Annotated in this window: 19 protein-coding genes, 1 pseudogene and 1 riboswitch; of the genes and pseudogenes, 11 read left to right on the top strand and 9 right to left on the bottom strand. The window is 73.2% G+C overall.

From position 1 onward, the window contains the following. Window positions 1–116 precede the first annotated feature (116 nt). Entirely contained in the window at window positions 117–761 is a 645-nt protein-coding gene (locus tag A8711_RS16135) for a UbiX family flavin prenyltransferase (RefSeq protein WP_069088705.1), read from the top strand. A 57-nt stretch (window positions 762–818) separates the two neighbouring features. Here A8711_RS16135 and A8711_RS16130 read toward each other — a convergent pair whose 3' ends face one another. After that, the gene (locus A8711_RS16130) at window positions 819–1,085 is read right to left on the bottom strand and encodes a BldC family transcriptional regulator (protein WP_013473529.1); all 267 of its coding nucleotides are present in this window, start codon (window positions 1,083–1,085) and stop codon (window positions 819–821) included. 267 nt (window positions 1,086–1,352) lie between these two features. On the opposite strand from A8711_RS16130, the gene A8711_RS16125 reads away from it, so the two are divergent. The 3 genes from A8711_RS16125 to A8711_RS16115 are packed head-to-tail and all read left to right on the top strand — an operon-like array spanning window position 1,353 to window position 3,801. Continuing rightward, window positions 1,353–1,811, top strand: a complete 459-nt coding sequence (locus A8711_RS16125; protein ID WP_018787850.1) for an Lrp/AsnC family transcriptional regulator — start codon at window positions 1,353–1,355, stop codon at window positions 1,809–1,811. A gap of 42 nt (window positions 1,812–1,853) precedes the next feature. Continuing rightward, a complete protein-coding gene (locus tag A8711_RS16120; protein WP_069088704.1) occupies window positions 1,854–2,696 on the top strand; it encodes an SDR family oxidoreductase in 843 nt (280 codons plus the stop codon). A gap of 10 nt (window positions 2,697–2,706) precedes the next feature. After that, a complete protein-coding gene (locus A8711_RS16115; protein ID WP_069088703.1) occupies window positions 2,707–3,801 on the top strand; it encodes a PLP-dependent cysteine synthase family protein in 1,095 nt (364 codons plus the stop codon). A gap of 16 nt (window positions 3,802–3,817) precedes the next feature. Here the strand turns inward: A8711_RS16115 and A8711_RS16110 are convergent, their stop codons facing one another. The 6 genes from A8711_RS16110 to A8711_RS16085 all read right to left on the bottom strand — a co-directional run bounded on the left by A8711_RS16110 (window position 3,818) and on the right by A8711_RS16085 (window position 10,855). Further along, complete coding sequence (locus A8711_RS16110; protein WP_043330730.1) at window positions 3,818–4,438, bottom strand: putative glycolipid-binding domain-containing protein; 621 nt, start codon at window positions 4,436–4,438, stop codon at window positions 3,818–3,820. Between the two features lie 75 nt (window positions 4,439–4,513). Beyond that, window positions 4,514–4,723 carry an AlpA family transcriptional regulator gene (locus A8711_RS16105; protein ID WP_041798756.1) on the bottom strand — a complete coding sequence of 70 codons (210 nt, stop codon included), beginning with the start codon at window positions 4,721–4,723 and terminating at the stop codon, window positions 4,514–4,516. 34 nt (window positions 4,724–4,757) lie between these two features. Beyond that, complete coding sequence (locus tag A8711_RS16100) at window positions 4,758–4,973, bottom strand: AlpA family transcriptional regulator (protein WP_064448410.1); 216 nt, start codon at window positions 4,971–4,973, stop codon at window positions 4,758–4,760. Between the two features lie 139 nt (window positions 4,974–5,112). Further along, window positions 5,113–7,014 (bottom strand): DEAD/DEAH box helicase, encoded by a 1,902-nt coding sequence (locus tag A8711_RS16095; protein WP_069088702.1) that lies wholly within the window; start codon window positions 7,012–7,014, stop codon window positions 5,113–5,115. A 189-nt stretch (window positions 7,015–7,203) separates the two neighbouring features. Further along, complete coding sequence (locus tag A8711_RS16090; protein WP_069088701.1) at window positions 7,204–9,165, bottom strand: hypothetical protein; 1,962 nt, start codon at window positions 9,163–9,165, stop codon at window positions 7,204–7,206. A gap of 109 nt (window positions 9,166–9,274) precedes the next feature. Next, entirely contained in the window at window positions 9,275–10,855 is a 1,581-nt protein-coding gene (locus A8711_RS16085) for a C40 family peptidase (RefSeq protein ID WP_069088700.1), read from the bottom strand. A gap of 221 nt (window positions 10,856–11,076) precedes the next feature. On the opposite strand from A8711_RS16085, the gene mqnE reads away from it, so the two are divergent. From mqnE to A8711_RS16070, 3 genes are read left to right on the top strand one after another with little or no spacing between them, the layout of a single operon-like run. After that, complete coding sequence (gene mqnE / locus A8711_RS16080; protein ID WP_043327375.1) at window positions 11,077–12,246, top strand: aminofutalosine synthase MqnE; 1,170 nt, start codon at window positions 11,077–11,079, stop codon at window positions 12,244–12,246. Window positions 12,247–12,253: 7 nt separating this feature from the next. Further along, window positions 12,254–12,682 carry a hypothetical protein gene (locus A8711_RS16075; RefSeq protein ID WP_043327373.1) on the top strand — a complete coding sequence of 143 codons (429 nt, stop codon included), beginning with the start codon at window positions 12,254–12,256 and terminating at the stop codon, window positions 12,680–12,682. 26 nt (window positions 12,683–12,708) lie between these two features. Further along, a complete protein-coding gene (locus A8711_RS16070; protein WP_069088699.1) occupies window positions 12,709–12,987 on the top strand; it encodes a DUF4229 domain-containing protein in 279 nt (92 codons plus the stop codon). A gap of 89 nt (window positions 12,988–13,076) precedes the next feature. On the opposite strand, the gene A8711_RS16065 is transcribed toward A8711_RS16070, so the two are convergent. Then, the gene (locus tag A8711_RS16065) at window positions 13,077–14,417 is read right to left on the bottom strand and encodes a C39 family peptidase (RefSeq protein WP_069088698.1); all 1,341 of its coding nucleotides are present in this window, start codon (window positions 14,415–14,417) and stop codon (window positions 13,077–13,079) included. A 207-nt stretch (window positions 14,418–14,624) separates the two neighbouring features. Here A8711_RS16065 and A8711_RS16060 point away from each other — a divergent pair. From A8711_RS16060 to A8711_RS16045, 4 genes and pseudogenes are all read left to right on the top strand, one after another. Beyond that, a pseudogene (locus A8711_RS16060) lies at window positions 14,625–15,944 on the top strand (M14 family metallopeptidase); the annotation flags it as partial. A 120-nt stretch (window positions 15,945–16,064) separates the two neighbouring features. Further along, window positions 16,065–16,158, top strand: a riboswitch (cobalamin riboswitch). 107 nt (window positions 16,159–16,265) lie between these two features. Next, a complete protein-coding gene (locus A8711_RS16055) occupies window positions 16,266–17,198 on the top strand; it encodes an ABC transporter substrate-binding protein (RefSeq protein WP_069088697.1) in 933 nt (310 codons plus the stop codon). A 77-nt stretch (window positions 17,199–17,275) separates the two neighbouring features. Next, window positions 17,276–18,370 (top strand): iron ABC transporter permease, encoded by a 1,095-nt coding sequence (locus tag A8711_RS16050; protein WP_069088714.1) that lies wholly within the window; start codon window positions 17,276–17,278, stop codon window positions 18,368–18,370. After that, on the top strand, window positions 18,367–19,146 hold the full coding sequence (locus A8711_RS16045; protein WP_043327362.1) for an ABC transporter ATP-binding protein: 780 nt from the start codon (window positions 18,367–18,369) through the stop codon (window positions 19,144–19,146). Before A8711_RS16050 ends, A8711_RS16045 begins: the two co-directional genes overlap by 4 nt. A gap of 273 nt (window positions 19,147–19,419) precedes the next feature. Here A8711_RS16045 and A8711_RS16040 read toward each other — a convergent pair. Continuing rightward, on the bottom strand, window positions 19,420–19,908 hold a 489-nt coding region (locus A8711_RS16040; RefSeq protein ID WP_141707663.1), incomplete at its 5' end, for a VOC family protein.

The following is a 19,908-nucleotide window of genomic DNA, read 5'->3' as shown; positions in this document are numbered from 1 at the left end:
CCGATCGAAGAATTTCACGCCGAGGGAACTCCCGTGAACCCTCTGGACATCCCGGGCGGGCCGCCCGAACGGGGGTCGTGGTCCGCCGCCCGCGGCGACCAGGCACGCTTGAGGGCATGCGCGAACCATGGGTGGTGGGTGTCTCCGGCGCCTCGGGCACGCCGTACGCGGCGGCGGTCGTCCGGGCACTGCTCGACGCGGGCCAGGCGGTGGACCTGATCGTGTCCCGGGCGGCCCGGCTGACAGTGCTGGACGAAACCGGCCGGCCCTTCCGGGACGGGCACTGGGCCGAGGACCTGGCCGCCTGGCTCGACCGCGACCTCACCGGCGCGGACATCCGGCACTGGCCCGCCGGTGACCTGGCCGCCGGCCCGAGCAGCGGCTCCTATCGGGTACGTGGGATGGCGGTGGTGCCGGCCAGCACCGCCGCCTGCGCCGGCATCGCCATCGGGCTCTCCAAGGATCTGCTCCAGCGTGCCGCCGAGGTGAACCTCAAGGAGCGCCGCCCGGTAGTGGTGGTGCCCCGGGAGACCCCGGTGACCCGCAGCCACCTGGAGCACCTCATCGCGCTGCACGACGCCGGAGCCGTGGTGCTGCCGGCCAGCCCGGGCTTCTACGGCACCGGGGCGGCGGCCTCCGCCGGGCAGCTCGTGGACTTCGTGGCCGGCAAGGTGCTGGACGCGCTGGGCGTCCCGCACACGCTGTTCCGGCGGTGGGCCGGCGAGCTGGCCTCCGGTCGCCGGGAACCCGGCCCGGCCTGACCGGACCCGGCGTACGACGAGCGGGGCGCGGCCTCGATCGGACCGCGCCCCGCACGTTCAGTACATGCCGGCGTTCGCCGGGCCGGGGCCGGTGGAAGCGGTCGGGCCCATGTTGCGGGCCTTGCCCATGTCCTCCGCCTCGTCCAGCATGCCCTCCCCCTCGAGCAGGGCCCGCACCTCGGATTCCCGAAACCGGCGGTGCCCTCCTGGAGTCCGGATACTGCCGATCCGGCCGGCCGCTGCCCATCTGGTCACGGTTTTCGGGTCAACCCGAAACAGCGCAGCGACCTCACCCGGTGTCAGCAGGCGATCTCCAGTGTCCACAGCCCCCTCCTCGCGTCGACGAAGCCCCCGGCTGAACACACTGCCCCCGGCCGGTGCGAGCCCAGAGCCGTCATGAGGGACGTATGGCAATTACAGCACCGGCTACCGGACGTGTCCGCCAAACGCGAAAAACGCACACACTGGGAAGTTAGGAAATGGTACCGGCGGAGAACCCCCGTGAGCGCACGTTTGTGATAGGCGCGGCCCGACCTCATCGTCGCCCGGTGGCCGCAGTGCCGGGCCCCGATCGAGATAGGGTCACTCTCCGTGGACACGATCGACCTGAGCCTTGTGGAGCTGTTGCGAGGCAACGCCCGTCTGTCGTACGCCGAGCTGGCCCGTCAGGTCGGCCTCTCCGCCCCGGCCGTGCACGAGCGGGTCGGCAAGCTGGAGTCCAGCGGCGTGATCCGGGCGTACCGGGCCGAGGTCGAGCCGGAGTCGATCGGGCTCGGCGTCACGGCGCTCATCGGCATCATCGAGGACTCCGACGCGGACACCGACGACGTGCTGGAGTCGTTTCGGCGCATCCCCGAGATCGAGTCCTGCTACTTCATGGCCGGCGTCGAGTCCTTCCTGCTCAAGGCGCGGGTCGGCACGATCGCCGAGCTGGAGCAGCTGATCGTCCGGCTGAACCGGACGGCCGGCGTGGCATCCACCCGTACCAGCATCGCCCTGTCGACCAAGTGGGAGAACCGCCCGCAGCCGCTGGAACCGCCCACCGCCTGATCACTCTGGCCCCGGCGCGGGGATTGCGGTTACCGTGCGCCGATGACGATCTCGGGACGCGGCGCCGCAGTGGTCACGGGTGCGGCCGGCGGGCTGGGCCGGGCCATCGCCGTCGCGCTGCACGCCGACGGCTGGAACGTGCTGCTCACCGACGTCGACGCCGATGCCGTGGCGACCGCCGCCGCGCCGCTGGGTGGCTGGTCGCGCCCGCTCGACGTACGCGACGAATCCGCCTGCGCGGACGTGGCCGCCGAGGCGGCGGCCGCAGCCGGCGGCCTCGGGCTCTGGGTGAACAACGCGGGCATCCTGGTCACCGGCCCGTCCTGGGGGCACGACGCCCCGACCCGGCGCGCGGTGGTCGAGGTGAACGCGCTCGGCGCGATGAACGGCACGCTCGCCGCCGTCGCGGTGATGCGCGAACAGGGCCGCGGCCACGTGCTGAACGTCGTCTCGCTGGCCGGGCTGATCGCCGCGCCCGGCGAGACGGTGTACGCGGCCAGCAAGCACGCCCTGCTCGCGTTCAGCCTCGGCACGTTGAGCGACCTGCGGATGGCCGGCGTCCGGGGCGTACACGTGTCGTGCCTGTGCCCGGACGGGATCTGGACGCCGATGCTGCACGACAAGCTGGACGACCCGGGTGCGCTGGCATCCTTCACCGGTTCGCTGCTCACGCCGGAGCGGGTGGCCGCGCGGGCCGTCCGGCTGGCCCGCCGGCCCCGGCCGGTGGTCAGCCTGCCGCGCTGGCGCGGCGCGCAGGTACGGCTGCTCGACGCCTTCCCCCGGCTCGCCCTGGCCCTCACGCCGGTGATCCGGGCCACCGGCCGGGCCGGGCAGCGGCGGCAGGCCCGCCGGGTCCGGGGAAACCCGAGCCCACCTCGCTTGTAACGTTGCCGACGTGACTCATCTCGACCGGTGCGACGAGGCCAGCCGGCGCTGGGTGACCGAGGCGATCGCCGCTGTCGAGGCGGACGCCAACCGCTCCGCCGACACCCACCTGCTGCCGTTCCCGCTGCCCCGCGAGTGGGGGATCGACCTCTACCTCAAGGACGAGTCGGTGCACCCCACCGGCTCGCTCAAGCACCGGCTCGCCCGCTCGCTGTTCCTCTACGGGCTCTGCAACGGCTGGATCGGCCCGGACACCACGATCGTCGAGGCGTCGTCCGGCTCGACGGCGGTCTCCGAGGCGTACTTCGCGCGGATGCTCGGGCTGCCGTTCATCGCGGTCATGCCCGCCTCCACCTCGCCGGAGAAGATCGCCCAGATCGAGTTCCAGGGCGGGCGCTGCCACCTCGTCCAGGACCCGGCGAAGGTGGTGGTGGAGGCGCGCTGGCTCGCCGAGGACAGCGGCGGCCGGTTCATGGACCAGTTCACGTACGCCGAGCGGGCCACCGACTGGCGGGGCAACAACAACATCGCCGAGTCGATCTACGCCCAGCTCGCGCTGGAACGGCACCCGGTGCCCGCCTGGATCGTCGTCGGCGCCGGCACCGGCGGCACCAGCGCCACCATCGGCCGCTACGCCCGCTACCGGCGGCTGCCCACCAAGCTCTGCGTGGTGGACCCGGAGAACTCCGCGTTCTACCCCGCCTGGCAGGCCGGCGACTGGTCGGTACGCACCGACCGAGGTTCCCGGATCGAAGGCATCGGGCGGCCCACCGTCGAGGCGTCCTTCCTGCCCAGCGTGGTGGACCGGATGGTGCAGGTGCCGGACGCCGCGTCGCTCGCCGCCATGCGGGCCGGCTCGGCGGTGCTCGGCCGCCGCGTGGGCGGCTCCACCGGCACCAACCTGTGGGGCGCGTTCGGGCTGATCGCCCAGATGCTGGCGGACGGACGTACCGGCTCGGTGGTCACGCTCATCTGCGACCCGGGCGACCGGTACGGCGACACCTACTACTCCGACGAGTGGGTGGCCGCGCAGGGCCTCGACCTCGCCCCGCACCTGGCCACCATCGACCGGTTCCTGACCGACGGCGCCTGGCCGGCGGCCTGAGCCGGACCCCGGACTGTCAGCGCGGGTCGACCCGCTCGGCCAGCCCCGGATAGCGCACCACGAAACCCTCCGGGTCGACCTCCAGGTCGGCCGTGAACGTGCCGCTGGCGTACCGGACCCGGCCCGGGCCGAGCGAGGTGTAGACCTGCTCGGCGGGGACCACGGCCAGGCCGGGCAGCAGCACCCAGGCCACGGTCACCGCCGTCGCCATGTCGGCGGGCAGCCGCCCCAACCCGATCCGGCGGATCGGCAGCGTGTTCGTCAGCGGGGACCCGCCCAGGTCGACGTCGAGCGCGTCGTCCAGCCGGCCCGGGTCGTCGGTGCCCGGCAGGCCCGCCGGTGGGTGGCCCGCCGCGCTCAGCGCCGCGTCCAGGTCACCCTCCTCGCCGGTACGCACGCGCCACCCGTCCCGGCCCCGTTCCAGGCGTACGCTCCGCGACCAGCCCGCGCCCTCTGCCTCGACCTCCAGCTGGTCGGTCGACCAGTCGGGCGCGAGCGCCAGGCGGTAACGGCAGGTGTACGGGATCGGGTCCACGGCGAGTGCCACGCCCTGCGCGGTCAGCCCCTGCCCGCCGTCGAGCACGACGTGCTCGCAGCCGGCGGTGTCGGTCCGGGCCCAGAAGAGCGACTTCGGCATGGTCCGGACGTTACGCGACCCGGCCGTCGGCGGCAGCGGATGCGCGAACGCCGCCGCCGGCCGGATGGCCACTGACTACCCCTGCTCGTCGCCCTCAGTAGGGCGCGGCGGCCGGTTGTGGCGGGCCCACTCGTCGACCTCGTCCGCGTCCCAGACGTTCATGCCGATCAGCCGGGCGAGCGGCTCGGGGAACCCGGGGCGGCGGGTGATCTGCAGGACCCGCTGACGCGATACGCCGAACAGGGCGGCCAGCTCACCGGGCCCGTACAGGCGTGGTCGTCTCACCCGACGAAGGTAGTCATGGTCATGCCTCTTCGGGCTACTCGTCGTCGTCCGCCGGCCGGGGCGGCCGGTGCTCCCGGATGTACCGCTCCACGTCCCGCTTCAGCCAGACGGCGCCGACCGACAGCTCTTGATACGGCGCGGGGAATGCGGGATGCCGCCGGATCTCGCGGAATCTCGATCTGCCCACGCCGAGCATCTTCAAGATCTCACCGGCCGCGACGAGTTCGCCCGGTCCCGTCTCCTTGCCCATGACTTCGAAGGTAGGGAACGAGCCGACCCGGCGACATCCCGTCCTCACGCCGCGCACCTAGAACGGGAGCCGAAATCACCACAGACGCACAGCCGCCGCCGAGCGGGTGCTCGGCGGCGGCGTCGTGGGTGCGCTCAGATCAGTGGGTACGCGCCGGCGGTCGCCCGCCGAAGCCGCGCCGGTCGTCCCGGCCCCGCCCCTCGGCCCGGAAACCGCCGCTCCGGCGCTCGGCCGGGCGCGCGTCGCCCCGGTCACCGAAACGCCGCTCGGCGTGCGGGCGGTCCTCCTGGCGACGGTCACCGAAGCCACCCGGCCGGTCGTCGTACCGCCGCTCGTCGCGGTCGTACCCGCGCCCGGCCGCCGGCCGGTGCCGGTCCCCGAACGGGCGGTCGGCGCGCTCGCCGAAACGCCTGTCGTCGCGCTGGTCGCCGAAGCGGTCGCTGCGCTGGCCACGGTCGTCGGACCGCTGCTCGCCGAAGCTCCGGCCGTCGGACCGCCGGTCGCCGAAGCTCCGGTCGTCGCGACGCTCCGGCCGCCCGAAGCGGCGCTCGCCGCCACCGGCCCGCTCGCCCGAGTAGCGCTCGCCCGCCGGACGGTCGCCGAACCGGCGGTCACCGCCACGGTCCGCGAACCGGTCGCCGGACCGCTCGCCCGCGGGCCGGTCGCCGTAGCGGCGCTCGCCCCGGCCGTCGCGGTCGCCGAACCGGCGCTCGCCACGGTCGGAGAAGCCGCCCCGGCCGCCCCGGTCGAAGCCCCGGCCGTCCCGGTCGCCGAAGCGGCGCGGGCCGCCGCGTCGCGGCTCCGGCTCGTCCCGGACGGGTACGCCGCTGGGCTCGCGCGCGCCGGTCAGCTCGGCCAGCGCCTCGTCGCCCGCCCGGACCCGGGTCTCGGCCGGCTCGACGCCCGCCTTCTCCATCATGGCCAGCGTGGTGCGGCGCTGCTTGGGCAGCACGAGCGTCGCCACCGCGCCCGACTCGCCGGCCCGGGCCGTACGGCCGGCCCGGTGCAGGTAGTCCTTCGGGTCCTTCGGCGGGTCCACGTGCAGCACCAGCGACACGCCGTCGACGTGGATGCCGCGGGCCGCCACGTCGGTAGCGACCAGCACGGGCGTGCGGCCCTCGCGGAACTCGGCGAGCGTCTTGGTACGCATTCGCTGGGTCTTGCCGCCGTGCAGCCCACCGGCCCGCACGCCGACGGCCGCGAGCTGCTCGACCAGCCGGTCCACGCCGAGCTGCGTACGGGCGAACAGCATGGTGCGGCCCTCGCGGGCGGCGATGGACGCGGCGACCGCGAACTTGTCGTGCGGCGGGATCAGCAGCAGGTGGTGGTCCATGGTGGACACGGCGGCGGTGGCCGGCGCGGTCGAGTGGGTGACCGGGTCGGTCATGAACCGCTTGACGAGCGTGTCGACGTCGTTGTCCAGGGTGGCCGAGAACAGCAGCCGCTGCGCGTCCGCCGGGGTCTTCGACAGCAGCTGGGTGACCTCGGGCAGGAAGCCCATGTCGGCCATCTGGTCGGCCTCGTCCAGCACGGTGATCTCGACGTCGTCGAGCCGGCAGACGCCGCGCTCGATCAGGTCGCCGAGCCGGCCCGGGGTGGCCACGACGATCTCCACGCCGCGGCGCAGCGCGTCGATCTGCCGGTCGTACGGCACGCCGCCGACAGCGGTCTTCAGGAAGACGCCCACCGACTTGCCGAGCGGCACGAGGGCGTCGTTCACCTGCATGGCGAGTTCGCGGGTGGGGACCAGGACGAGCGCGCGGGGGTGCAGCGGCCGGGCCCGGTTGCGGTCGGCGACCCGGGCGATCACCGGCAGGCCGAAGGCGAGCGTCTTGCCCGAGCCGGTCTGGCCCCGACCGAGTACGTCGCGGCCCGCGAGCGAGTCGGGCAGGGTGGCCCGCTGGATCTCGAACGGGGTGGTGATGCCCTGGCGGGCGAGCGCCTCGACGAGCTGCCGGGGCAGGCCGAGCGACGCGAAGTCGACGGCGTCGGAGTTCGGGTCGACGGACGGGGACGTGCTGGATTCAGCGAACGTGGTCAAGAAATGCCTCTCGAGCGGGGCGCATCTTCGCGATGGCCCGCCGCGGCCTGTCACGCCGCCGAATCGCCCGCAAGATCGCCCATGAGCGCGCAATCGGGGCGCGCCAGGTCAGTAATCGGAGACAAGTGTACGGCGCTTCGCCCACTCCGCCACGGCAGTGCGAGGCGGTAGTGGGCGGGCTCACCCCCGTCACTCGACCGGCATGGCTCCGGTCAGGCCGCTGAGCGCGTCGTTGGCCAGGAAGACCACGAGCAGGCTGATCGCGATGAGCATGGTGAGCGCGACCGCCAGCACGATGATCACCTTGGCGTTGCCGCCCCGGGCCGCCGGGCTCTCCTCGGACCAGCCCTGGGCCAGGATGTGCCCGGTCAGCGAGCCGGAGTTCTCCAGCGGATTGCCCTGCGGGAACGACACGGTGGCGAAACCGGGTCCGTCCGTCCCGCCGCCGTAGACGGCGCCGGCGAGGTCCGTGCTGCCGGACTGCTGACGTACCGGACGGGTCGCGTCGGCGTCGCGGGCCGGCGTGGCCGGCGGCGGCCAGGTCGGCAGCGCCGGCGCCGGGACCGCGGGCGGCGGCGGGGCGGAGACGGGCGCGGCGGCCCACGCCGGAGGCGACTCGGCGGAGGACGCCGGAGTGCCGGTCGTGGCCGGCGGCGCGGACGGGAAGGGCGTGGTGGCGGGCGCGGGCGGAACCGCCGAGCCGGCCGACGGCGTGGCGAACGACGGCGGGCCCGCGGTGACCGGTGGCGTGACGAACGACGGCGCGCCTGGGGTGGCCGACGGCGTGCCGAACGACGGGCCTGCGGTGGCCGGTGGCGCGGGGAACAGCGGCGCGGGCAGCGGGTTCGCCGCGGCCGTCATCGCCGGTGGTGGCGGGAACGGGGGCGCGGGCATCGGACCCGGTGGGGGCGGCGGCGGGGGCACCGCGGGTCCGGGCGGCGGCACCGGCGGCCCCGGTACGGGCGGAACCGGCCCCGGTGGGGTGGGCGCCGGCGCGGGCGGCGCGGGCGCGGGTGGCGTGGGCCGGAACGGCGGCTCCGGCTCCGGCACCGGCGGCGCGGGCGACGGCGGGGTCGGACCCGGTACCGGGGTCGGCGCCGGCTCGGGCTCCGGACCGTGCGGGGCCGGGGGCTGCGCGGGCTCCGGCGGCTGGGCGGGCTCGGGCGGCTCCGGGTTCACCGGACCCGCCCGGTAGACGGTCGCGGCGGCGGGAGCGGTCACCACCGAGGCGGCGATCTCGTCGGCGGACACCCGGCTCAGGCCGGGTACCGCGGCGCTGGCCCGGGCGTGCGCCGTCCCGCCTTGCCCGGCCGGCTTCGCAGACAGCGCGGCATTGAGCCCGGCGGGCTTTGCGGACGGCGCCGCATCGAGGTCGGCGGGCTTCGCGGAGGGCACCGCACCCGGCCCGGCCGGTTGCTCGGCGAGGGCGGGGGACGCGGTGCCGGAGTCGGCGGACCCGGCTGCCGGGGCGCCGTCCCGGGGATCGGTGGCGGTGCTTCCAGCCGCGTTCTCCGGCCCGCCCGGCGCGGCGTCGCGGTCCGGTCGATCGTCGGTCGCGACCGCATCCGCGCCGGCGGCGTCCTCACCCGGCGTCTCGCCGCCCACCGAAGTCGACGCGCCCGCCGGAGCGGCCGGTGTGGACGAGTCGGCAGGAGCGGAAACGGCGGGAGCGGACACGGCAGGCGGAACGGCCGGGGCAGCCGAGTCGGCGAGGGCCGTCGGAATGGGCACGGGCACCCGGGCGGAACCGGAGACACGGGGAGCCGGGATACCGGCAGCCGGGCCGTCCGGCGTGGCCGGGGAGGGCGTACCCGCAGCGGGTGTGCTGATGGGGGCCTCGGGCGTCGCCGGGCGTTCGGCCACGGCGAAGGCGGACCAGGTCGACGGGGGAACTGTCGCGCCGGGCTGACGCCGGTCCAGCGGCGGGGCGTCCGCCGGGGTGCCCGCGCGGTACGTGGTGGGGCTCGACGGCGCCGCCGGCGGCTCGTCGCCGGCGGGAGGCGGTACGGCCGCCCCGGCGACGGTCACCCGTGCCCGCGCGACGGCCACCGGCCCGGGGCGGGCCGCTGCCGGGCTGTCGTCGGCAGGGTCGGCGGCGTCGGGCGTCGGTCCGGGGTGGACCTTCTCCGCCGGAACCTCGTGCTCGCCCATCTCGCCCCTCCGCACCTACGCTCGCCCCCGACCGTGGCGCCGGCCGAAAGTGCCTGGATCTCACCGTGCCATATTCCGGCCCGGGCGCACAGCCGGAGTGCGGGTTGGGTCAGTCGGCGCTGCCGCTCGCGCTGGCAGAGGCGCTGGCGGACGTGCTGCGCGACGGGGCGACGCTGCTGCTGCTCGGGGCGGCGCTGGTGCTCGGCGCGGCGCTCTTGCTCTCGCTCGGCGTCGGCGTCGGCTCCCCGGGCGGGCTGGGCGGCGTGCTGGGCGTCGGGCTGGAGGTCGTCGGGTCCGGCGTGGGCGTGGTCGGCCTCGGGGTGGTCGGCGTCGGCCTGGGGGTCGTCGGCGTCGGCTTCGGCGTGGTGGGCGTGGGCTTCGGCGTCGGGGACGACGGCGGCGGGGTGGTCGGCACGGGCGGCGGGGGAGCCGGGGTGGCCGGGGCGGCGACGGCTCCGATCACCCGGGTCGCGGCGTAGAGCCGGGACCAGCGGACCACCGAGATCTTGACGACGTCGCCGGTCCGGGGCGCCTCCACCATCTTGCCGTTGCCGATGTACATGGCGACGTGGTGGATGCTCGTCCAGCTGCTGCTGGAGGCGAAGAAGAGCAGGTCGCCGGGGAGCAGCGCGTTCGGTGAGACGGTGCGGGAGCGGGTGGCGTAGTACTGGTCCTTCGCGACCCGCGGCAGGCCCTTGTAGCCGGCCGACCGGTAGGAGGCGAGCACCAGGCCGGAGCAGTCGAACCGGTCCGGGCCCTCGGCGGCCCAGAGGTACGGGTCGCCGAGCTGGGCGAGGGCGTAGCGGACCGCGGCGAGCGCCTTGGGGTCCGCCGCCAGGCCGTCGATGCTCTGGTTGACGACGTACGAGGTGCCGAGCTGCTGCTCGGCGGCGTCGGCCAGGCGCTCGATCTCGAGCAGCTTGGCGGCGTTCTCCTTGCGCAGCGCGACGAGCGTCGTCTCCTGCTTGCGCAGGTCGGTCTCGGCGCGGGTGAACTCGGCGGCCTTCTCGGTCGCCCGGCGCTGGGCCGAGTCGTGCGCCTCCCGGGCGATCCGCTCGGCGTTCGTGGCCCGGAGGAGTTCGCCGGTCACCGACGTGGTGGCGCCCTCGGCCTTGTCGCCCCGGGTGATGCGCTGGAGGTTGGCGAAGTCACGCAGGCTGGCGCCGAACTCGCCCGGCGGCAGCGCCGCGTCGGCCTTGACCGCGTCGGCGGCGGCGCTCTTCGCGTTCTCCTGGGCCCGGGTGAGCGCGTCCTGGGCCTCCTTGAGCCGGGCGGCGGACTGGGTCAGCTCGGCCTGTGCGGCGTCCCGCTCGCCCTTGATCCGCAGCATTTCCTCGCCCAGCAGCCCGACCTGGGCGTCGAGCTGGTTGATCTGCGCGATCAGCGGGCCGTCGGCCGGGTTGGTGACGCCGGTGGTGCCGCCCGGCAGGCCCGGGACGGTTGCTCCGGGCACGCCCGGAACGCTGCCGGGCAGGCCGGGGACGCTGCCGGGCAGTTGCAGGGGGCCGGTGACCTGGGGGCGGGAGCCGGTGCTGGGCACGGTGTCGGGCAGCGGGTCGGCCCAGGCCGGGGTGGCGAGCGCCGCCGCCGCGACCGCACCGAGGAGGGCGGACCAGAGGGCCGGACGCAGGACCGGTGAGATCACCGGCTGCCGGCCTCGTCGCCGCCGGGCCTTGGTGCTGTCGGACATTCCGCTCCCCGTCCGGTCTGGTGCCCGCCACGCGAGGTGGGGCGTGTCAGGACAGGACGGCACTGGTGTGTGTTCCGCCCCACCCTGTCTTACCTCACCGTCGCAGCGATGTCGATGTGCGGAGAGTGACGGCGGGTGAACTGGCTCGACCACGTCGGCGGCTGGTCGGACCCGCGACGTACGCTCGATCGGGAACCCAGGGGGAAGGACGTGGCTTTCGGATGGACGCCGGACTCAAGCGCGAACTCGAAGCGAAGGTGTACGCCGGGGAGCGGTTGACCCGCGAGGACGGCATCGCCCTCTACGACAGCGACGACCTGACCTGGCTGGGCCGGCTGGCCCACCACAGGCGTACGGAGCTCAACGGCGACCGGGTGATGTTCAACGTCAACCGGCACCTGAACCTGACGAACGTCTGCTCGGCGTCGTGCGCGTACTGCTCGTTCCAGCGCAAGCCGGGCGAGAAGGACGCCTACACGATGCGGATCGACGAGGCGGTCCGTAAGGCCAAGGAGATGGAGGACGAGCAGCTCACCGAGCTGCACATCGTCAACGGCCTGCACCCGACGCTGCCCTGGCGCTACTACCCGAAGGTGCTGCGGGAGCTGAAGGCCGCGCTGCCGAACGTCAACCTCAAGGCGTTCACCGCGACCGAGGTGCAGTGGTTCGAGAAGATCAGCGGGCTCACCGCCGACGCGATCCTCGACGAGCTGATGGACGCCGGCCTGGAGTCGCTGACCGGCGGCGGCGCGGAGATCTTCGACTGGGAGATCCGCCAGCACATCGTCGACCACAACTGCCACTGGGAGGACTGGTCGCGCATCCACCGGCTGGCCCACTCCAAGGGCATGAAGACGCCGTCGACCATGCTCTACGGCCACATCGAGGAGCCCCGGCACCGGGTCGACCACGTGCTGCGGCTGCGCGAGCTGCAGGACGAGACCGGTGGCTTCCAGGTCTTCATCCCGCTGCGCTACCAGCACGACTTCGTCGACTCGGCGGACGGCAAGATCCGTAACCGGATCCAGGCCCGCACCACGATGGCCTCGCCGGCCGAGTCGCTGAAGACGTTCGCGGTCTCCCGGCTGTTGTTCGACAACGTGCCGCACGTCAAGTGCTTCTGGGTCATGCACGGCCTGTCGGTGGCGCAGCTCTCGCTGAACTTCGGCGTCGACGACCTGGACGGCTCGGTCGTGGAATACAAGATCACCCACGACGCCGACTCGTACGGCACGCCGAACACCATGCACCGCGACGACCTGCTGCACATGATCTGGGACGCCGGGTTCCGCCCGGTCGAGCGGAACACCCGCTACGAGATCGTGCGCGAGTACGACGGGCCGCCGTCGCTGGCCGAGCGCCGGTCCGAGCCGCAGCAGGTCTGGGCCTGAGCGGGCGATGAGCGGCGAGGAACAGCAGCGCGCCTTCCCCCGGCGTGACGCCGAGGGGCGCATCCTGACCCTCGGTGACCTGCTCGGCGTGAGCCTCGCCGGCCTGGTCATCGGGGTGCTGGCGCTGCTGGTCTTCGAATGGGCGTTCGCCACCATCGGCGACAGCGGCTTCGGGGGCACGAACGGCTGGCTGGCGGTGATCCTGCCGCTCTGGTTGTTCTGGGACGAGTTCCGGGCCTGGGAGTTCGGCGCCGCCCGGGTGGTGGCGGCGCTGGCCGGCATCGCGCTCGGCGTGCTCGCCGGTCTGCTGGCCGCCGGACTGGCCTCGGGGCTGCCCGCGCTGTTCACGGGAGCGTTGGCCGCGGCGGTGTTCACCGTGGTCTACGCGGTCGTCTGGTTTCATGGCGTGCACTGGCTGGCCCGGCGTACGGGCTGAGGCACGAAGAGAGTGGGAATGCGGGAATGAGCGCGGCGCTCAAGTACACGCTGGGCCGGATCGGGCTGTTCGTCGTCGTGCTGGCGGCCCTCTGGTTCGTCGACATGAACATGTTCCTGCGGCTGATGCTGGCGTTGATCTTCTCCGCCACGCTGTCGTTCTTCCTGCTCAAGGGCCTGCGGGACCAGATGGCCGGGGAGATGGCGGAGGCGGCCGAGCGGCGCCGCGTGGAGAAGGACCGGCTGCGCTCCGCGCTGGCCGGTGAGGACCAGGCCGAGCCGGACGGCGAACGCCGCGACAGCTGAGCGGACCGGCGGGGCCCGGCGCGCGACGTCGCGCCGGGCCCTTCGCGGTTCACCAGCCGGTCGAGCGGTTCACCGGATGGTCGAGCCGCTCACCAGTTGGTCGAGCCCGGGACGACCGGCCACGGCCGGTCGACCGGCTTGATCAGGTACGCGATGCCGCCCGAGCCGGAGGCCACTGTGCCGTTGGCGCGGTAGCGCTTGGTGCGCAGCCAGATCTGCTCGAACTGCTCCCGCTTGTAGACGTTGCGCACCGCCTCGTTCGAGGAGGACGCGGGGTCGTTCACGATCACGTCGCCCTCGGCGGTGAAGCCGACGATCACGAACAGGTGCCCGGCGGTGCCGTAGTTGGCCCCGTCGAGTTCGCTGGCGAGGAACGACTGCGAGGTGACCACCGGGATGCCGGCCTTGATGAAGCGTTCCGCCTCGTCCAGCGAGTGCAGCCGGGTGACCCGGCCCTCCAGGCCGGGGAAGCTCGCCGCGTACGCGGTGTTGAACGGCCAGTTGCCCGCGCCGTCGTACTCGTAGTCGTAGGTCATCCGGGCGGCGTGGTCGACAGTCGGGTCGGGGTAGGCGGGGTCGACCCAGGAGGTGTCCTCGGCCGAGGGCTTGCGGCCCCAGTACTCGACCACCATCTCCGTCGAGGTGGGTGAGCACCACGCCTCGCCACCGCCGTTGTACTCGGGGTACTCGCCGATGTGGACGTTCTGCGAGTAGCGCGGCACGGCCAGCTCGGTGCCCCAGGCGATGCCGCCCCGGCTCGGGGTGACGGTGAACCGGTCGGGCACGTTCGACGCCATCGCGCCGACCATCCGCACCTGCGGCGCGGCGGCCTGGCCGGGCGCGCGGTAGAGCGTCAGCCGCAACTGGTACGAGCGCAGCAGCACTCCGGCGTCGGCGTCGTCGATCGAGAACGTGTCGGTCCAGATGCTCGACCAGGGGTCGCCCTGGCCGTCCAGCGTGGACCGCTTGATGTCCTGGTCGCCGGAGGCCCAGCGGCCCATGACGAACCACGGGGTCTGCGCCCCGGTGTTGTACGTGCCGTGCAGCTCGACCTGGATCCAGGTGCCGGCCGGGGTGGCGGCGTTCCAGGACGCGACCATCTCGCTGGCGTCGAACCCGATCCGCCGCTCGGGTGAGGTCCAGGTGGCGTACTCCCAGGTGCGGGTCGTGCCGGTGTGCTCGTCGGTGAACTCGGTGGTGCCCACCGGGCGGTCGATGGTCAGCGCGGGGTGGCGGCCCGGTACGGCGCGGGTGCCCTGGTGGGAGCCGCTGCGCCAGTCGGGGAAGCGGGAGAACTCCTGGAACGTGATCTGTTCGTCGTGTGTGACGCCCGGCCGCGGGGCTTGTGCCTGGGCCGGTGCGGTGGTGCCGAGGAGGGTGAGCGCGGTGAGGCCGGCGAGGGCGGCCGCGCGCATGGGTCGTCCGAACATGGCAGCTCCACGGGGAGACGGCATCGTTGCCGTTCACTGTCGCGCCTGGCGGGAAGTTTCGCCAGATGTTCAGGCATGGAAAATCATTGCCGAAGTGACGATCAGGTCGGGATGACTAAAGGGAGAGACAGATATTGATATGACCATGTGTCTCCTGGTGGAGTGTGCGGACAACGGGAGCTCTCCCGTACCCCCAGGAGGTTGTCCATGGCCTTCCGCACCTCTCCGTTCCGCCGCCGGCTGGCGCTCGCCGCCGCCGTCGGCCTGACCATCGTCAGCGCGGCCGCCGCGCCCGCCGTCGCCCGGCCCGCGCCGGAGGGCTCCGGCGAGCCGGCCACCGTCGCGTACCGGGTGCTCGGCCCCCGCACCGCCGCGGACCGCACCGCGGTCGCCGGCACCGGCGCCGCCATCGACTACTCCGAACACGGTGTGTTGCACGTCACGGCCACCAAGGCCGAGGCGAACGCGATCACCCGGCTCGGGTTCCGGCTCGAGAAGGACGTCGTGCCGGAGCACGACCACGCCGACGGGGGCATGACCGCCAACGCGTTCCCGCCCGCCGACTCGAACTACCACGACTACGCCGAGCTGACAGCGGTGGTGAACAAGGTGGTCGCCGACCACCCGACCATCGCGCGGAAGCTGAGCATCGGCACGTCCTACCAGGGCCGGGACCTGATGGCCGTGAAGATCTCCGACAACGTCGCCACCGACGAGGCGGAGCCGGAGATCCTGTTCAACGCCCAGCAGCACGCGCGTGAGCACCTCACCGTCGAAATGGCGATCTACCTGCTCAACCTCTTCACCGACAACTACGGCAGCGACTCCCGGATCACAAACATCGTCAACACCCGGGAGATCTGGATCGTCCCCACCGTCAACCCCGACGGCAGCGAATACGACATCGCCACCGGCTCCTACCGCTCCTGGCGCAAGAACCGGCAGCCCAACAGCGGCTCCACCGCCGTCGGCACCGACCTGAACCGCAACTGGGGCTACCAGTGGGGCTGCTGCGGCGGCTCGTCCAGCTCGAAGTCGTCGGACACCTACCGGGGCCCGTCCGCCTTCTCCGCGCCGGAGACCGCGGCGCTGCGCAACTTCGTCAACAGCCGGGTCGTCGGCGGGGTGCAGCAGATCAAGGCGAACATCGACTTCCACACCTACTCGCAGCTGGTGCTCTGGCCGTACGGGTACACGTACAACAACACCGCCACCGGGATGAACACCGACCAGTACAACACCTTCGCCACCATCGGACGGCAGATGGCGGCGACCAACAACTACACCCCGGAACAGTCGAGCGACCTCTACATCGCCGACGGCACCAGCATCGACTGGATGTGGGGCGCCCACAAGATCTGGGCGTACACCTTCGAGATGTACCCCGGCTCGGCCTCCGGCGGCGGCTTCTACCCGCCGGACGAGGTGATCCCGGCGCAGACCTCACGCAACCGGGAAGCCGTGCTGATCCTGTCCGAGTACGCCGACTGCCCGTACCGGGCGATCGGCAAGCAGAGCCAGTACTGCTGACCTCACCACCGGGTGGGAACCCCGGTTCCACCCCCGCCGGGGTTCCCACCCACCCCCACCGTCCGGACGATCTCCGCTGGTCGTGCGCTACCGTGGCACCGACCGTGCCACAGCGAAGCCGGTGCGAAACCGGCGCTGTCCCGCAACTGTGATGCCCCGTACGCGCGGCGTCGGCCTCCCGCCGGCGCCGACGGACGTGGGACGAGCCAGGTCGCCTGCGGCCCGGTCGCGACACGCGCTCTCGAGGAAGGGCGCCTCGCGGACGGGCCTCTCTTCCTGTCGGCGAAGCACCACACTCCTCGACCGACAGGAGGCTTCATGTCCCGACGTACCCCCCGGCTCTTCGCCACCGCGCTCGCGGCCGGCGTGCTGCTTCTCGGCGGTTGCGCCGAGAAGACCTCGACCGACACCCCCGCCGCCGGCGCCTCCGGCGGCGCGTTCCCGGCCACCGTCGGCAAGCTGACGCTGGAGAAGCGGCCCGAGAAGATCGTCTCGCTCTCGCCGACCTCCACCGAGATGCTCTTCGCCATCGGCGCCGGCAAGCAGGTCACCGCCGTCGACGACCAGTCGAACTACCCGGCCGAGGCGCCCCGCACCGACCTGTCCGGCTACCAGCCGAACGCCGAGGCGGTCGCCTCCCGCAACCCCGACCTGGTGGTGATCTCGGACAACCTCAACAAGATCGCCGACCAGCTCGTCGCGCTGAAGATCCCGGTCCTGCAGATCCCCGCCGCGGCCACGCTCGACGACACGTACCGGCAGCTCACCGACCTGGGCACGCTCACCGGCCACCGGTCCGAGGCCGAGGCCGTGGTGCAGAAGATGAAGGACGACATCACCGCGCTGACCAAGGACCTGCCCAAGCGCACCGAGAAGCTGACCTACTTCCACGAGCTGGGTCCGGAGCTGTACACCGCGACCAGCAAGACGTTCATCGGCACCATCTACGCGCTCGCCGGGCTGGAGAACATCGCCGACCCGTCCGACGCCGACGGGAAGAACGGCGGCTACCCGCAGCTCTCCCAGGAGGTCATCGTCAAGGCGAACCCCGACTTCGTCTTCCTGTCCGACACCAAGTGCTGCAAGCAGAACGCCGACACGGTGAAGGCGCGCAGCGGGTGGGCCGGCATCAACGCGGTGAAGAACAACCAGATCGTGGAGCTGGACGACGACATCGCCTCGCGCTGGGGCCCGCGCGTGGTCGACCTTCTCAAGGTCATCGTCGACGCCACCGCCAAGGTTCCGGCCTGACAGTGGCCCTACGACAGGCGGACTCCGCCCCGAACCCGGCCGGAACGCCTCGGGCGTCCCGGCCGGGCATCCGGTCGCTGTCCCGCCCCGGGCGGCGCGGGGCGCCCGGCGCGGGCGGCGCCCCGGTCCGGCCCGCCGGGCTACGCAAGCGCTGGCTGCTCGCCGGAGTCGTGGCCGTGTTCGTCGCGCTGGTGGCCGGCGTCTCACTCGGCCCGGTCAGCCTGCCGCCCGGCAGCGTCGCCGCCGAACTGCTCAACCTGCTACCCGGGGTACGCCTCGACAGCGGGCTCACCGAGCGGGAAATCGCGATCATCACCGAGCTGCGGCTGCCCCGGGTCGTGCTCGGCCTGCTCGTCGGCGCGCTCCTCGCCCTGGCCGGCGGCTGCTACCAGGGCGTCTTCCGCAACCCGCTGGCCGACCCGTACCTGCTCGGCGTGGCGGCCGGCGCCGGCTTCGCGGTCACCACGGCGATCGTGCTCGGCGCCGGAGCCGGCGGGGCGCTGACCGGGCTGCCGATCACCATCCCGCTCGCCGCGTTCGTCGGCTCGCTCGGCGCGGTCGTGCTGACGTACCTGCTCGGCGCGGCCGGCGGACGGGACCGGTCACCGGCCACGCTGATCCTGGCCGGGGTGGCGGTCTCGGCGTTCTTCGGCGCCGGGCAGACGTACCTGCTGCAACAGCACTCCGACAACATCCAGCAGGTCTACTCCTGGCTGCTCGGGCGGCTCGCCACCGCCGGCTGGCACGACGTGTGGCTGGTCCTGCCGTACTTCGTGCTCACCGCCGTTGTGGTGCTGCTGCACCGGCGTGAGCTGGACGTGCTCTCCGTCGGCGACGACGAGGCCACCGGCCTGGGGCTGCACCCGCAGCGCTCCCGCTACCTGCTGATCGCCGCCGCGTCGCTCGGTACCGCCGCAGCGGTCTCCGCGTCCGGGCTGATCGGYTTCGTCGGCATCATCGTGCCGCACACCATGCGGCTGCTCTTCGGCTCCAGCCACCGGATCATCCTGCCGCTGTCCATGCTGTTCGGCGGCGCGTTCCTCGCGCTCACCGACGTGGTCGCCCGTACCGCCGCCGCCCCCGCCGAGATCCCGATCGGCGTGGTCACCGCGCTGCTCGGCGGCCCGTTCTTCGTCCTCGTCCTGCGTACCGCCCGCCGGGTGGCGATGTGAACGCCCCCGCCGTGCGCGTGCACGACCTGCGGGTCGCCCTCGGCGGCAACCCGATCCTGGCCGGCGTCGACCTCACGGTCTCCGCCGGTGAGTGGGTCACCGTGATCGGACCCAACGGCGCCGGCAAGTCGACCCTGCTGCGCGCCGTCGGCGGCCTGCTGACCGGCCCGGGCGAGGTCGCACTCTTCGGTACGCCGATCGGCGCGCTCCGCCGCCGCGAACGGGCCCGGGTGGTGGCCACGGTGGCTCAGTCCCCGGTGGTGCCGGCCGGTATGTCGGTCTTCGACTACACGCTGCTCGGGCGTACCCCGTACATCCCGGCGCTGGGCCGCGAGTCCGCCGCCGACCTGGCCGCCGTGCACGAGGTGCTGGACCGGCTCGACCTCGGCCCGTTCGCACACCGTGAGCTGGCCACGCTCTCCGGCGGCGAGCGGCAGCGCGTCTTCCTGGCCCGGGCGCTGGCCCAGGGAGCCACCCTGCTGCTGCTGGACGAGCCGACGAGCGCGCTGGACATCGGGCACCAGCAGGAGGTGCTGGAACTGGTCGACCAGCTCCGCCGCGAGCACGGCCTGACCGTGCTGGCCACCATGCACGACCTCTCCATCGCCGGCGAGTACGCCGACCGTCTGGTGCTGCTGGCCGACGGCCGGGTGGCCGCCGCCGGTCCACCGGACGAGGTGCTCACCGAGGCCCTGCTGGCCCGCCACTACCGCGCCCACATCCGGGTGATCCCCGGCGACCACGGCCCCTTGGTGGTCCCCGTCCGCCCAACCTGACCTCACCCGCCCCGCCTTCGCGCCGTCGATCTTGCACTTCCGGCCCCGACAAAAGGTGCGAATGTGACGCCACGAGGGCCGCAACTGCAAGATCGGCGGACGGGGTGGCGGCTTTGCCGCTGAACAGCCCACCCTCAGGGAGCGCCGTCCCGAATCCTGGGCAGGTGTTCCGATTGCCGGGAGGGCAGATAGATCTTGGTGCGAACAGGCCCTCCTGGGGGCCAACCCGTACCAAGATCTCGACCGGACCCGCCTCGCGCGCGGCGGAGGGGGTCAGCGGAGGGTGGAGATGGAGAAGAGGGCGCCGGACGGGTCGCGCAGGGCGGCGCTGCGGCCGGCCGGGTTGTCGCGCGGCGGGACCAGGACGGTGCCGCCCAGCTCGGCGGCCCGCGCGGCGGTGACGTCGGCGTCCTCCACCGCGAAGTAGACGGCCCAGTACGCGGGCAGGTCCTCCGGCATCGGCTCGGCCCGGGGCAGCATGCCGGCGACGATCCGGGCGCCGCAGCGCCACCCGGTGTACGGCACCGGCCCGGCGGGACGTTCCTCCGGATGCCAGCCGAAGACCAGCGCGTAGAACTCCTTGGCGTTCTCCGGATCGGGGGTGACCAGCTCGTTCCAGCACATCGCGCCAGGTGCGTTGAACAGTTCGGCCCCGCGCATCGCCATCGGCTGCCAGACGCTGAACACCGCGCCCGCCGGGTCGGCGAGCACCGCCATCCGGCCCTGCGTGGCGACGTCGAACGGGGAGACCACCACCTGCCC

The sequence above is a fragment of the Micromonospora sp. II genome, from assembly GCF_001709195.1.
GTDB classification, from domain to species: Bacteria; Actinomycetota; Actinomycetes; order Mycobacteriales; family Micromonosporaceae; genus Micromonospora; species Micromonospora chalcea.
The sequence above is the reverse complement of the archived record's forward strand: the minus strand, read 5'-3'. Positions and strand labels throughout refer to the sequence as shown.